Source organism: Photobacterium swingsii (genome assembly GCF_024346715.1).
Classification (GTDB): domain Bacteria; phylum Pseudomonadota; class Gammaproteobacteria; order Enterobacterales; family Vibrionaceae; genus Photobacterium; species Photobacterium swingsii.
In genome coordinates this window covers 1,318,986-1,333,661 of the sequence record NZ_AP024853.1, presented here as the reverse complement: position 1 = coordinate 1,333,661, position 14,676 = coordinate 1,318,986, and the positions used below count along the sequence as shown (strand labels likewise).

Sequence of the window (14,676 nt, the reverse complement as noted above, 5' to 3'; positions counted from 1 at the left end):
TATTGTGATCCATAAAGTGGAGTAGTAAAGCTTATTATCAGCCAGAGAAATTTACTTACACTTCCTATCATAAATAACTACCTTCTAAATTATCGCTAGTATATTTCTGTACTATTTAAGCAAAACTCCCTTATCAAAAGTTAATAAAGCCGCGAGGCAAGCATTCTGCTCTCGCGGCTTATATCAATTAAAAGTAGTAGTTAGCTTGTAGCCAAGCAACAGTGTCGTCTTTATCCATATTCAGCTTAGTATTTTTAGCGGTATACTCAACTTTTGCACCGACACTCACTTTTTCTGCCACCATGAAGCCACCACCCGCTTCAACTTGCGCTACATTAGTATTAGCTTTACGCATATGAGTGACCTTCGGGTTTACATATAGCCAGTGCCCTGCATCAAAGCCATACATCGCGTAGATGCCACCTTGGAATAGGTTATCTGTTGATTTAACGTCTTTACCTGTCTTGGGTTCTAAGTCTGAACGGGTATAACCTAAACTCGCCATCGGGAATACACTGATGTTGTCCGTTACTTGAAACTTATAGATAAGGCCAGCAAGCACTGTCGTTGATGTCGATTTATCGCCATTTTGTAGGTTCGTTTGACCACCTAAAACGTCAACCGAGTAGCCAAGACCATCAGTCACATGAAAATAACGGCCACGATAATTTACATCACCACTCTTACCTTTATCATCGCTTTTATTTTTAACGCCTAGGTCTAATTGAAAAATATTAGAGCCAGCACCATACATACCATTTAATTGCGTATGATCTTGTGATGCGCTCACACCTAGGGTAGAAAACGATGCCGTTGGATCGCCGTAATTAATATCTTCTTGTGCTTGCTCTTGCGCCGCTACATTCATTGTCATTGCAGCAACAAATAGTGCCCCAGCTGTTTTCACTGTTGAAAATTTCATGGAATACCTCTTCGACATAATCATTTTTTAGATAAGAGATTTCGTTCCATGAAATCAAATTCGTAATTTTCACACCGCTCTTGTTTGGTGTGCGGTAATACTATGACGATTCAGTTAAACCATTAAATCAGGTTCTTTAAGCACGGCTTACACTTAAACTTACAACCAACATAGGCTGCACGTGAGAGACAAGTCACCTTGAGGTATAAACATTTATCCGTCTTATGAAGCAGATTAAATAGCCTCCATAATCAAAAATAGGTTACGGTGATCCTCATAAATCCAACAACTTTATACTAAAGAGGATACACATATGCTCATGACACCAGAACGGTTGCAATATTTAGTACTTGTAGCTGAAACGGGTTCATTTTCAGCGGCAGGTCGGCAATTAGGGATCAGTGCTTCTGCCGTGAGCCAGGTTATCCAAAACATGGAGATCGATCTTAACCTCAAGGTATTCAATCGCGTATCGGGACAAGCACCAACATTGACCGATGTGGGCAAGTCCATGTACTTGCAAGCACTAGAGATTATCCCACGTTTGCAAGCCATCGAAAAAAAGGCGCTCTCTTTCCAAAGTGGTATTGAAGACAAAATTACGATCGCAGTCCATGGTTTCACCATGTATCCCAAACAACGAGAAGGGATCACGGCCCTACTCAAAGCCTTTCCGCATTTAAGTATCAACTTGGTTGATATTGAAGATCACACCTCAGCCGCGTTGGGGCAGCCACAATCACCAGATATTGTGATTGCCCCCGTACAGCTAAGGCAAAGCCATGGCGTGGAAAGCTACATCCTAGACCAAATCAAATGGAAATTCGTTGCCGCGCCGACACACCCACTCGCACAAGTTCGCGGGCAGTTATCTGTGCAAGATTTATTGCAATACCACCAAATTCTGCCGGCGGTTTCCGATTTTGCAGAAGAGGCACTCATTGAGTCGCTGCGCTTTAGCTCTAATACCATTAGCTGTTCCCGTTTTTATCAATACCGTGAACTACTCATTTCAGAAGCAGGGTTCGGTCTCTACCCCGAGCAGCTTGATCCGCACTTGTTTGAAAAAGGTATTTTGCAAACACTCGATGTCGACTTTAGTGAAATCGATATGACTTGGGATATCGAAATGAAGTGGACCAATGCGTTAGGCCCTGCAGGAACTTGGTTTATAGAACACATGATGCCATAACGGCACTCACAGAAATCTTTTTCCGCTGTGAGGAATTTATGAGAATTTCGCGAGAAGATTGCCAACTTTGCCCGCCATGATTGAAACGTTAACTCATTACATGACGGATTATCACCATGAAAAAACGATTGGCACTTCTTGCACTCACCGCAGCACTGAGCACGGCATCGATGACAGCACATGCTGCCAGCATCGATGTATCTATCACCAATGCGACTAAAGGTATCTACTTCACGCCTTTGCTAATCGTTGCTCATAGTAGCGATATTCACCTTTTCCAAGCGGGTTCCGCCGCTTCGCCTGAAATCAAAGCCATGGCAGAAGGCGGGGACATTTCAGGTTTATCATCGCTCGCAGCAAATGCAGGCGCTGTGGTGTCTGAAAACCCTGCCAGCGGCATTCTTAATCCCGGCGTGTCTGCCACGGCAAGCCTAGATACTGGCGCATTTGATCGATTATCCCTCGCCGCAATGCTATTACCGACAAACGATGGCTTTGTTGGCCTAGACAGTTGGAAGATCCCCTCTCAACCAGGCACTTATACCATTCGAATTAATGGTTACGATGCAGGGACTGAAGCCAATGATGAGCTAGCAGCCAGCATGCCTAATCCTCCTTTCATCACCTTCGGGTCTGGCGGCACTGGGGTCGAATCAGTCATCAGTAACGACAAGGTTCACATTCATCCAGGTAACTTAGGGGACAGCGATGCCACAGGTGGAAAAAGTGACTTGAATAGCGCTATGCACCGTTGGTTAAACCCTGTTGCTGTTGTCACTGTAACCGTCAAATAAGGAGGCTCCATGAATACGCGCATGCTTTTACTTGCTGCAAGTGTTGGGTTTCTCGCTGGGTGTCCTGACGATGACACACACTCAAATAACGATTCACCACCAGCATCGCCTCCTGTCCAAACTGAAGCAAAACAATTTGAAGTAACGGTAACCAATTTAACCGTGAGCCAACCATTATCACCGCTAGCCATCTTAGCTCACAGCAGTAGCTACCAATTATTTCAAGTCGGGCAGCCCGCCTCTCTCGCATTAGAGAAAGTCGCAGAAAGTGGTGATAACACCGATTTGTTAGCTGAAAAAGACAATAACGATAACGTCACTATGAGCTATTCTGGCGCAGGCGTAATTTTACCAGGTAGTGCAGATTCACTGACATTTGAGATTGCGGGCGATAGTGCCAGTCAACTGTCCATAGCCAGTATGCTGGTCAATACCAATGATGGCTTTGTCGGCGAAACCGGCATCGACCTAAGTCGCATCGCTGTCGGGGAAAGCTACACCATGAATATGCCAGTCTGGGATGCAGGTACTGAAGCCAATAGTGAAACCAGCGCATCTATTCCTGGACCAGCTGCAGGGGGGGAAGGCTTTAATACCGCTAGAGATGACGACGACAAAGTGAGCTTTCATCCCGGTGTTGTGAGCCTTGATGATGGACTGACAACCTCGGCACTCACTGCTAGCCATCGTTTTTTAAACCCAGGGGCTAGGTTGAGCATCACCCGTATCAAGTAACTCATACCACCCCGAATACTAAGATGAAAGATTCACTTCTCCACACGGTCTTATAACCAACATGATGCGCGCGCCCACTTCATCAGGCGTACAGCCATGAGTAGGAATATAGATACAGACCGTTGTGGAGTGAACAATGACAGCGATAAAAAATACGTCAAACACAGCAACTGACAATACAGTTTTGCACTCAGACGCAAGCAAACCAAGATCGAAAGGCATTGCCCCTAGCACTGTCGAGCGAGGACAAATATTGATAGTTGAAGACGATAACGATCTCGCCGAATTAGTCGCCATTCACTTGTCATTACAAGGCCATCATACTCGCCGTGCAGCCTCCCTTGCGCAGGCGCAGCTTCACCTTGCTCATCATCACTATGATTTGGTTATTTTAGATCGCGGGCTCGATGACGGCGATGGTATCACCCTCTGCCAATCGCTTAGAAATAAACAAAACTGGCTACCAATCTTAATGCTCACAGCCCGTGATAGTGAAATAGATAAAGTCGCTGGCTTAGAAGCTGGTGCTGATGACTACTTAACAAAACCTTTTAGCGTGCTTGAGTTTCAAGCCAGGGTACGGACGATTTTACGCCGTCGGACACATGATCAAATGAACCCCGAGCAAGCAGGAAATCAGAATCAAGCGGCAGCTACACTCGCATTAGGTGGATTGGTGATCAATCCAGAATTACACCATGTTGAAATCAATCACCATGCGGTTCAACTCACCGCAACCGAATTTACTTTGCTCTATTTTTTAGCACAGAAGCCTGGACGCGTGTATAGCAAAGAGGAATTACTTCAGCAGGTATGGCAAACCGACTTTTCAGGCTATCAGCACACAGTTTGTAGCACAGTAAACCGCTTACGAACCAAACTTGAACACGCAAATCCTAATCATCCCTTTATTCATACCGTTTGGGGTGTGGGATATAAATTTGATGCCGCTTGAACATAGCCACTAAGTGACAACGTCACCGCTATTATCCAAAGCGCAAGAATGGTAGGGAAAATGCCCTAAGGATGAACCATGAGCTTTAAACTCAGATTATTATTACTCACCAGTTTTTGGTTTGCCTTATCAGCGATATTGATTGGTTCGTTCATCACATTACAACAAACTCACACCAAGCAACGTACTCAACAAATGCTACATCGCGACCTTGCAGCTCATATGCGTGACGATAACCCGTTAATGGAAGGGACAAACTACAACCCCAAAGCACTTAAATCCATTTTCCATACGCTCATGTTGCTAGGACCAGACTTTGAAATTTACTTTCTTGATCAGCAAGGAAACATTCGTAGTCATGCGGCCCCCGAAGGCAAAATTATCCAAACCAAGGTTGCGCTAAAACCGATTGAGCAATTTCTCACTCAGCAAGCCTTCCCTATTTTAGGCGATGACCCACGCACCCCTTCGCAAAAGAAAGTCTTTTCTGTTGCGCCTATAACGGAGTTTGGTTCCGTCGTAGGCTATCTGTATGTGGTGATTGGCAGTGAACAACGCAGTTTATTAAATGCTGAATTCAGTGTGTTACCTATCGCCCATATACTCAGTCTTGCTATGGTACTTATTTTTACCTTTAGCATGCTGACCTATTGGCTTGTTAAACGCACTCTACTCACGCCTATCGCTACTATGAGTCAAAGCTTGCAAGCACAGACACAAAACAACTTTTGTTTACAAGCCAGTTTTACCGAGCAAGCACCTGAACTAAGGGGTATTGGCCAACACTTCTATCAGATGTCGCAGCGGATACAGCGCCAATTTTTACAACTTCAGCTGCAAGAAAAGACCCGCAGAGAACTACTGATCCAGCTAAGCCATGATCTAAAAACACCGCTCTCTAGCGTATTGGGCTATCTCGAAACTTGGCAACTTCAACAAACCGCCCCCAATCCTTTAATCACAACCGCCCATCGCAACGCCCAAAAATTAGCGACACAACTGGAACAGCAGCTCAAACTCGCTCGCAGCCAAAGGTCACAACCAGAGCCACACTTTGAAACCATAGCACTAGAACCGATCATTCAAGAGAGCATCGAAAGCTTGAATATCATTGCTAACCGCAAAGCAATTCTTATTCAATTCGTTATGCAAGAGGAGGCTCAAATTCTAGGTGATAAGCAACTGCTACAGCGGCTGTTTGCAAATTTACTTGAAAATGCACTTCGCCATGCCCCCTCAAACAGCGACATTAAAATTATGGCAACTAACAGTAAACGAGGGGTGCATGTTTCAGTACAAAATCATATCGATCCACACGCCCCAACAGGAGACTTAGGGGTTGGGACTAAAATCATCCAGTCCATCTTGGCGTTGCATCACAGCAAACTATCAACACAAGAATCATCGGACCACTATAGCCAAAGTTTTCTATTGCCGATGAAGCATCACACGCATTGATAACAGACTAAATAATGACTCAATATGCAGCCATCAATACGAATTTCATACGATAAAGTAGGGGGCGGATTTTCTGTGCAACAGAATATTTTAATAATTCATCATAATGTGATTTAAAATGGAAAATTCCTATCAAATAACGCTAGACAATCCCCTATATATTGGTATGATTCTTCTCGGCCTGTAATCAGACCTATTCAATGTAATAAATATTATGCTTTAAGAAATCTTCGCTGCATCTGCTATACCAGTTAATGTCATGAAGTCTTCCCTGTCATAAATTTTACATAAATATGTAATTTTTTACTTGGCTACCTAATCGCATATTGCGAGTTTTTAATATCAAAAGGATACATTCATGTCTACTGGCATCGTAAAATGGTTTAACGAAGAGAAAGGTTTCGGTTTCATCACTCAAGACAACGGCGGCGCTGACGTATTCGTTCACTTCCGTGCTATCGCTTCAGAGGGTTTCAAAACTCTTGCTGAAGGTCAAAAAGTTTCTTTCGAAACTGAGCAAGGCCAAAAAGGTCTTCAAGCTGCTAACGTAGTTAAGCTATAATTTAGAAGTTTAAATACTTCCAAGATTATTAAAATGCTGGCCCTAGGCCGGCATTTTTTATGCCTGTCATCCACGAAATCCCTGCACTCTTTCTCTCTTCTCTAGAACACATTGGCGCTTGCCAGTTTGTATCACTAAAGCAACACAACACCGTTTTTTCTAAAAATAATGCAATAAACTCAGCCTAAGTCATTTCTACTCCTGTGAATAAGGAGAAATATTATGATTAAAACGGTTTCATTATGGCCTTGCACACTTTCCGCAATCTTCGTCTTTTCAGCCAACGTCAATGCGCAGGAGAGGTTTAAAGACTTTACCTTTGTTGGTGCCGGTGCTGCTGTTGAAGAGTCTGTATTTGCCAATGATGGCGCGAAACCCGGTGCAGCTCTGTATCTTTTCCATCACAGTCAATATGGATTCATTGATGGCAGCCTGGCTAATTTTGCCATCACCCCTTGGTTTGGCCTTTCAGGGAATATCCGCCTTTCTCAGGTCTCTAATGATTTTACTGACTTACCCGATGGCATCGCTGATCGTGACAGTAGTGGTGAATTAGGCGTAACACTTGGTACTTTAGGCGCACGCCTGACCTTTCTCCATGATGTAACCGACAAACATAATGGCTATGAACTCCAACTACATTTAGGACGAGCTTTCGATACCCCCATCGATGACTTGGTATTATCGCCCTACTTTGAAATCAATTATCGAGATCGAAAACTTTCAGAGCACCTCTACAGTATCTCACCAGAAGAATCGAATGCATCAGGGCTAACCCAGTTTGATGCCAAGGCATCTTGGGTCTACAAAACGGGGGTCATAGGGTTATATGACTTTTCTGAAAAATTCTTAGGGATCTCTAAGCTAGAACTTGAACACCATGCCAGCAATAGCCCGTTAGTACAAAACAATCTTGGCTGGAAATGGAGTTTGGGAGCGGCATACAAATTTTAATCTTGGTCGGTTACCCCTCGCAAAATGGAATTTGTCTTGCTGTGGTTATCTTGCTTGCACTAACCCTAAAATTTGTAGCTATGCTTTATTAAAATCTGTCGGGGATTCATGATGAACGCACAAGATAAACACAAAAATCAAACAGTCGACTCGCAGCCGCTTCAGCCTATCCCGCAGGAAGCATTCGATTGGTACGATGAATATGCCCATGGTTTGATCGATCGTCGGGAGTTTCTGGCACGGCTGTCAGGTTTAGCCATAGTAGGGATGAACCTGACCTTACTCACGAAGGCATTACTCCCTGACTATGCGCATGCCGAGCAAGTCTCGTTTAATGACCCAGAGATTGTAGCCAGTTATGCAACCTTCGACTCGCCTAAGGGTCACGGCGAAGGGCGTGGCTACCTTGTTATGCCAAACCCGTTACCTGACAGTGCACCTGTGGTGCTAGTGATACATGAAAACCGAGGCCTAAACCCTTATATCAAAGACGTTGCTCGACGCGCAGCAAAGCGTGGCTTTATTGCGTTTGCCCCCGATGCGTTATATCCATTAGGTGGTTACCCAGGCAATGATGATAAAGGTAGAGAGATGCAAAAAAGCCTCGATAAGGCCAAGATCGAGCAAGACTTTATCGCTGCAGCTCAATATCTCAAAGAACATGCAAACAGCAATGGGAAATTAGGTGCTGTCGGCTTTTGCTTTGGGGGCTATGTGGTCAATATGCTTGCAGCAACATTGGCCGATGATTTGAATGCGGGAGTGCCTTTTTATGGCACGCCACCAGAGAAAACGCTGCGTCAGCAAATTAAAGCGCCACTGCAATTTCACTTTGCCAGCTTAGATAAACGTGTGAATGCAACGTGGCCAGACTACGAAGCCGATCTTAAAGCTATCAAGGCGCAGTATCATGCCTATCTATACCAAAATGTGAACCATGGTTTTCACAATGATTCCACAGCACGATACGCCGAACCAGACGCTGAGCGTGCATGGCAACGAACCATGGATTTCTTTCATAAGCACCTCGCAGCCAGTTAAACTCACGAACTAACATCGTATAAACAAAACCCCCACCACTTTCGTGATGGGGATTTCAATATTTATACGTTTATAAGTACAGCTTACAGTGAAGCTATTTACAATGAAGCCATAGCGCCTTTACCGACACCTTCGTAAGCCACGACATCCAGAGTATCATCCTCGTTCAAGGTCGCTTTCACGTGCTGTGCTATATAGCCTGCAAGTAATTCTACGGTTGTGTCTGTATCGAGGATTTCTGTTTCACTGCGAGCAATCGCCAATTCAAACTCACCTTGTGGAGCTGTGTAACGGAAGCCAAAATGGGTATCATCGGTGACTGTCTGAGCATGCTGACTTAACGCAAGTGCATCTACACTGATCTGATCTTCGATTGACCCTAGGTAGATATCTTGCCAGCGCTGAGCCCATTGCAGTTCACGCTCAGCATCACGCTTGCCATTCACCAATAGCTCAACAGGAGAACGGTGACCGTGCGCAATACGTTGGCAGTTACCATCATGCTTTTTCAAACCATGCGTATAGTGATAGAAAGCACCGTCAATATTTTCATGGCGCAAAGTAATTTCTAGCCCTTGCACGTTAGCAGGCAACTCATCTTTTAGCACTTGATAAACATGCTCTGTCACGGTTTCTACTGTGATGGTTTCTGTATCTACCAAGCAGTAGGCTTCATCTGGACAATGTAAATGGATACCCTTTTCGCCACGTAACATATCAAGCGTTGAGTAACCTTCTTTCGTTGTCGCAAGGTGAACAGAAGGATCACGCATTGGCACTAACAGGCGATGATCAACATACTCATCAACCAACTGTTTGATTTGCTTTTTCACACGGCTGAAATCTAACACCATGCTCATTTCATTTAGCTCACCAGACATCACCACATCCAGAATCCAGCTTTCCCCTACCATACCGCGCGTTGCGCAGAGGTACGAGGCATCGATAACGGTAAGATCTTTAACGAATAGCTTCAAACTGAAGTCCTTATTGATAATGGTTGTCGTTTTGCTGAGAGCAGGCATTATACGCGCCAAATACAGTGAGTAAACCATGTAAACATTGTGATGCCCGTCATTCGCTTAGCAACAGGGCTATCATAGGTTGAATGATGGTTAATTCGACTATTTATCGTGCTTATATAACTCATCACATGCAATAAAAAAACGCTAATGCTTACTCTTACAAGTTCAACACAGTTATCACGACAGCTATGCGGCTATGTCGCACCTCGTAACCACGCCAATGCATCAAGCGGATCATCAAAATAGCGAACCTCCCCAGCCACAAACCAGCCCCCCACTTTCGCCATGATCTCTTGCCAATGCTGATTGCCGTAAATAGCAATACGATGAAATTTCTTACCGTGTTTCAGCCCCAACCGTAAATCATCCCATGCGGCTTGGAGCTCCCAACCTTCAAATTCAGTCCCGTCAAAATAGGCGTCGACGATTGGCTTTTCCACTTCAGCCAAGGCTTCATCCAAAATAGGGACTATTTTTTCATAATCGGCATGAGTCAGCGTGCCTGTGGCTTTTAACTCAATAAAAAAAGAATCATCTTTACGTTCGATATCCATTGCTAAACCGTGAACAACCGACATAGCAACCTCCTTCGTGTTGGCAATCGTTTATTTTTCTCTACCTGAGTGTAGCGGCTTTATCGGCACCTGAAAGGAGATTAAAGCATCAAAATAAACCACAAGCGCTAGTAAAACAGCACCCAAGATTAACGGCGTACCTGATAGGCCAAGCAGCAAGCGACAGCACTTGCGAGACATAGCACACTCCCCAAATGTTGCCACCAACCAGAAAGTGCTAACCCTAAACCTAATAATAAATAGTAACTCAAGCCAAAGAGTGCCCCCGCTGTTCCTGCTACTTGCTTATAATTCACTAAGGCTTGACTTAAAATATTAGGAATTGCGATACCAAAACTTATCACCACCAGCATCATTGGTAGTAAGAAGCCAATGCTATCTTGCAACAGCCACACACCGCATCCACCAGCTAAAGCGGCAACGGAAGCCATAAAAACTAATTGTTCCGCTGCGACTTTTTTAGCATGAAGTCGCTTATTTAAAAGGCTGCCAATAAAACAGCCAACGGCCAACACAATCCCACTATAGCCAAAGTCAACAGAAGTAAAACCAAGACGCTGAAAAGCAAAGGGCGCTAATGAGTAATAGCTGAACAGCATGATATTAAATAGCGCGATCAATGCTGAATTCAACCAAAGTCGCTTATCAACAACCATCGTTTTAGCAATATCGAGCAAGCTCAAGCGCGCCCCCACCTCCGGCTCTGAAACCGCTTGCTGCACTTGCGTTTCTGGCAAAAATATTGCGCTGAGCGTCAATAAGACAACGGCAAGCCCCAATAGAGAGCCAAACACCAAAACATGTCCCCCTAGAGTGGCGAGCCAGCCACCACTAAACAAGCCAATCACAGGGCTTACTGCGATTCCTGCCCCCATAATTGAGAATAGCTTGGCTAGATCAGCCCCATCATAGCTATCACGTAGCATAGTTTGAGCCACAACAGAGCCAACAGCAGCCCCAAAAGCAGAGACCACACGTGCCCCTAATAACACTTCAAAGTTAGGTGCAATAATGGCCAATCCTGCGCCTACACCATAGGTTACCAAACCGAGTAACATCGCTGAACGGCGTCCAATCAGGTCCGCTAATATCCCCCAGCACAGTACACCCAAAGCAAACGCAATAAAGTAAACTGATAATGTTTGTGCCGCTGTCGTTTGCGCCACGGAAAAAGTCGCCGCTATATGTGGCAGTACTGGGCTATAGATAGTTTCGATTACTTGAGGAAACATCATGAGTAGCACCATTAACCATGTGCTAGGTTTACTTGTCATTAGTTTGTACCGTTTCATTTGCTCATCTGATGGTTATCACTATAGCTAACACCTAAATGTCTAGTTACAATCATTAGAACAAAATACATCAAAATAAGGACATCCTCTTATGGCGTTAATTACAGGTAATGTCCCCTTCAACCCCGACACATTAGCTGCAAGTGTTGTGGGTATCGCTGCGGATGTTGGTCAACATGATTCAGGTCACCACCAGCACCAAATGGCGCAACTCTTGTTTGCCCCCAAAGGCTGCATGACCATTAACCTAGAACAACAACAAAGTGTATTACCCCCAACGCGCGCAGCATGGATCCCACCAGGTATTCGCCACCGTGCGGTTATGCGCAATGTTGTTTCTTACCGCTCGATCTATTTCTCTCCCGATCTTTATGTCGATCTTTGCCAGATCGAGGATCTCGATCATATTAAGATCGTGAGTGTGAATAACTTACTGGCCGCGTTAATTGAGCGGATGGCTTTTTGGCCATGGGATATGCCAAGCCAAGATCAATCCACGCTACTAGCACTTTTTTGGCAAGAGCTCCAATCCGCTCCACCAGAGCACTTATCTCTGCCGATCCCGAAAGATGCTCGGCTCGTACCTTGGTGGCAACACTTAAGTAGTCAGCATGTGCCGCCACCGCCATTAAACATCATGGCGAAAAACATAGGCGCGAGTGAGAAAACCATCAGCCGTATTTTTAGTCGTGACACGGGGATGCCTTACCAGCAATGGCGGCAACAATGGCGGTTGCTTGCTGCTATCGAATATTTAGCCGAAGGTAAATCTGTCTCTGACACAGCTTCTTTATTGGATTTTTCGAGTGACAGTGCTTTTATCAGCTTTTTCCGCCAACACATCGGCGAAACGCCAAGCCAGTTCATACGCTAAATTGATGATAGTGAGAGAGCCGTAAGTGATAAGGCACTAGCCAATAAGCAGGCGCGATAGCACGCATGGCTATAAATATGTGATTTATTTAGCAGCATGTTTGCTCTAGCTGTTATACTTTGCGCAATAACACACAACAGCCATGGTCTTATCACCAACTGTTGGGCTGTATCGCTATGTACACCTAAAGGTAACAAGATGAATTTAAAGCAAGAACTTCAAAATTTGAATAACCGACTAGACAAGTGCCGCAATAAACTAGCAGCAGCAAAAAGTCGTAACGATCAGCCAGTCGTGAATCAATTCAAAAATGAAGTTGCTAAGCTTGAAAAACAACGTGACAGCATCAAGAACATCCAGTCACGTCAAGCAAACGACAAAGGTAACGACATTAAATCAATGCCATTTAACCGCGCTTTGACCAAAGCAGAACAAGCGGATATGGGTAAACTAAAGAAATCTGTCAAAGGTTTAGTTGTCGTTCACCCTATGACGGCAATTGGTCGTGAAATGAAAATTAAAGAAGTGACTGGTTTTGCAAATAAACCATTCTAAGCCTCTTTAGATCCCATTAAAAAAACGCGGCGCATTAAAGTGCGCCGCGTTTTTTATTGCCTGTGTATATCACCTAACGATTAAACCTTAATCGCAAGTCGCTTTCTGCTGTTGTGCCGCCACTTCTGCTTTAAGGTCTTTTTTCAGAATTTTGCCAGTTGCACTCATAGGCAGTTGCTGGCGGATCTCGACGCTACGTGGATATTTAAACGCCGCAAACTGTTCTTTACCCCACTCATACAAAGCTGTTTCTTCAGCATAGGCATCTTCTTTCAATACCACGTATGCCTTGATTTCTTCGCCATACTCCGCATTTGGAATACCAATCACAGCAACCATAGCGATAGCAGGATGGGTCATAAAGACTTCTTCAATCTCACGAGGATAAACATTAAACCCACCGCGAATAATTAAGTCTTTAACACGATCGACAATGTACATATTGCCATTATCATCGAAACGGCCGATATCACCGGTATGGAACCAACCATCACGCATCGCTTCGTCTGTTGCCTCTGGGCGGTTCAAATACCCTTTCATCACATTATGGCCCCGAATCACCACTTCGCCTTCTTTACCCACAGGAACAGGCTGACCGCTAATATCGACTAGACGGACTTCGACACCTTGGATAGGTTGGCCAACAGACCCCGGAATACGCGGTTGATCAAGGTGATTAAAACAAGCAACAGGGCTGGTTTCCGACAAGCCATATCCCTCTAAAATTGGCACATCGAAACGACTTTCAAAGGTATGAATAACTTCTTTTGGTAACGAGGCACCACCACTAATCGCAATACGTAATGTCGATGTGTCTTCATCGCTTTGGCAATGGTTCAAACCAATATACATAGTAGGGACGCCCGCAAAGGCAGTCACTTTATGTTTAGCAATCAGTGACAGAACTACACTTGGTTCAAAACGAGGCACAAGCACCATACTTGCCCCCATTAAGACCGAAGCATTCATCTGTACTGTTTGACCAAAGGTATGGAACAAAGGCAAGGTCACTAACTGAACATCATCACCTTGGCATCCCATCAATGTTTGCGCCACTAAAGCATTACATACCATGTTACTTTGGCTTAATTCGGCCCCTTTAGGTAACCCTGTGGTCCCTGAAGTATAAAGGACAACGCAAGTGTCACCTTCCTGCCGTGGCACATAATCAGCAAGCGGTGCTTGCTTGGCAATAAAGCTGCTAAGTGTCGGTATACCGTTATAGACCTGCTGGTTTTGCTCAAGCGTCATGACCACCATATCTTCACATTCCGCCACTTGATTGAACGCTGCAATGCCTTCTTGCGCCATAGGCAGATCAGGGGTGCCTTCAAAACAGAAGAAAAATTTAGCTTGTGAGTCTTCAAGGTGATATTTAATTTCTCGTTGACGTAATAGCACGTTAAGCGGCACCACCACACCACCCGCTTTCTGGATGCCGTAATACACAATAGGAAAGAAAGGTACATTGGGGCAGCTCAAAGCAACACGATCACCTGCTTGCAAGCCTTTAGCTACTAATCCATTCGCGACTTGGCCAGCCAACGCATCAAACTGCGCATAGGTAAGCTGGGTATCGCCACAAATAATGGCCGTTTTATTCGGTTTACATTGCGCATTTCGCTGTAGGGCGGCAGCAAGACTCATCATAACGTTACACCTTCATCCTTGATTGCATTATGTTTAGTAGCAATTAAACACTCGTTTAATACCTGCGTTTAATCCCATGCTCAATAGATAGT

The 14,676-nt window shown here is 44.6% G+C and carries 15 protein-coding genes; 10 read left to right on the top strand and 5 right to left on the bottom strand.

Annotated elements, in window-relative coordinates; all coding sequences use genetic code 11:
- Positions 1-187: 187 nt before the first annotated feature.
- Complete coding sequence (locus OCU77_RS23125) at positions 188-922, bottom strand: hypothetical protein (protein WP_048897330.1); 735 nt, start codon at positions 920-922, stop codon at positions 188-190.
- Between the two features lie 313 nt (positions 923-1,235).
- On the opposite strand from OCU77_RS23125, the gene OCU77_RS23120 reads away from it, so the two are divergent.
- The 8 genes from OCU77_RS23120 (at position 1,236) to OCU77_RS23085 (ending at position 8,613) form a co-directional block, all read left to right on the top strand.
- The gene (locus OCU77_RS23120; protein ID WP_048897331.1) at positions 1,236-2,114 is read left to right on the top strand and encodes a LysR family transcriptional regulator; all 879 of its coding nucleotides are present in this window, start codon (positions 1,236-1,238) and stop codon (positions 2,112-2,114) included.
- A gap of 116 nt (positions 2,115-2,230) precedes the next feature.
- Complete coding sequence (locus OCU77_RS23115; RefSeq protein WP_048897332.1) at positions 2,231-2,908, top strand: spondin domain-containing protein; 678 nt, start codon at positions 2,231-2,233, stop codon at positions 2,906-2,908.
- Positions 2,909-2,917: 9 nt separating this feature from the next.
- Positions 2,918-3,643: a spondin domain-containing protein gene (locus OCU77_RS23110; protein ID WP_107302541.1), complete on the top strand. Its 726-nt coding sequence runs from the start codon at positions 2,918-2,920 to the stop codon at positions 3,641-3,643.
- A gap of 136 nt (positions 3,644-3,779) precedes the next feature.
- A complete protein-coding gene (locus OCU77_RS23105) occupies positions 3,780-4,598 on the top strand; it encodes a response regulator transcription factor (RefSeq protein ID WP_084711686.1) in 819 nt (272 codons plus the stop codon).
- A 78-nt stretch (positions 4,599-4,676) separates the two neighbouring features.
- Positions 4,677-6,056, top strand: coding sequence for a sensor histidine kinase (locus OCU77_RS23100; protein WP_048897333.1), 1,380 nt, complete (start codon positions 4,677-4,679; stop codon positions 6,054-6,056).
- Between the two features lie 358 nt (positions 6,057-6,414).
- A complete protein-coding gene (gene cspE, locus OCU77_RS23095; RefSeq protein ID WP_048897334.1) occupies positions 6,415-6,618 on the top strand; it encodes a transcription antiterminator/RNA stability regulator CspE in 204 nt (67 codons plus the stop codon).
- Positions 6,619-6,840: 222 nt separating this feature from the next.
- Entirely contained in the window at positions 6,841-7,572 is a 732-nt protein-coding gene (locus OCU77_RS23090) for a MipA/OmpV family protein (RefSeq protein ID WP_048897335.1), read from the top strand.
- 108 nt (positions 7,573-7,680) lie between these two features.
- Positions 7,681-8,613 carry a dienelactone hydrolase family protein gene (locus OCU77_RS23085; RefSeq protein ID WP_084711687.1) on the top strand — a complete coding sequence of 311 codons (933 nt, stop codon included), beginning with the start codon at positions 7,681-7,683 and terminating at the stop codon, positions 8,611-8,613.
- A gap of 98 nt (positions 8,614-8,711) precedes the next feature.
- On the opposite strand, the gene OCU77_RS23080 is transcribed toward OCU77_RS23085, so the two are convergent.
- From OCU77_RS23080 to OCU77_RS23070, 3 genes are all read right to left on the bottom strand, one after another.
- The gene (locus OCU77_RS23080) at positions 8,712-9,590 is read right to left on the bottom strand and encodes a 6-carboxytetrahydropterin synthase (RefSeq protein WP_048897639.1); all 879 of its coding nucleotides are present in this window, start codon (positions 9,588-9,590) and stop codon (positions 8,712-8,714) included.
- Between the two features lie 242 nt (positions 9,591-9,832).
- Positions 9,833-10,216, bottom strand: a complete 384-nt coding sequence (locus OCU77_RS23075) for a SpoIIAA family protein (RefSeq protein ID WP_048897337.1) — start codon at positions 10,214-10,216, stop codon at positions 9,833-9,835.
- 125 nt (positions 10,217-10,341) lie between these two features.
- Complete coding sequence (locus OCU77_RS23070; protein ID WP_048897338.1) at positions 10,342-11,487, bottom strand: multidrug effflux MFS transporter; 1,146 nt, start codon at positions 11,485-11,487, stop codon at positions 10,342-10,344.
- Positions 11,488-11,596: 109 nt separating this feature from the next.
- Between OCU77_RS23070 and OCU77_RS23065 the strand changes: the two genes are divergently transcribed.
- Together OCU77_RS23065 and OCU77_RS23060 are read left to right on the top strand one after the other, a co-directional pair.
- Positions 11,597-12,379, top strand: a complete 783-nt coding sequence (locus OCU77_RS23065; protein ID WP_048897339.1) for an AraC family transcriptional regulator — start codon at positions 11,597-11,599, stop codon at positions 12,377-12,379.
- 198 nt (positions 12,380-12,577) lie between these two features.
- Positions 12,578-12,934: a YibL family ribosome-associated protein gene (locus tag OCU77_RS23060; protein WP_107302542.1), complete on the top strand. Its 357-nt coding sequence runs from the start codon at positions 12,578-12,580 to the stop codon at positions 12,932-12,934.
- A gap of 87 nt (positions 12,935-13,021) precedes the next feature.
- On the opposite strand, the gene OCU77_RS23055 is transcribed toward OCU77_RS23060, so the two are convergent.
- A complete protein-coding gene (locus tag OCU77_RS23055; protein ID WP_048897341.1) occupies positions 13,022-14,584 on the bottom strand; it encodes a long-chain-fatty-acid--CoA ligase in 1,563 nt (520 codons plus the stop codon).
- Positions 14,585-14,676 lie beyond the last annotated feature (92 nt).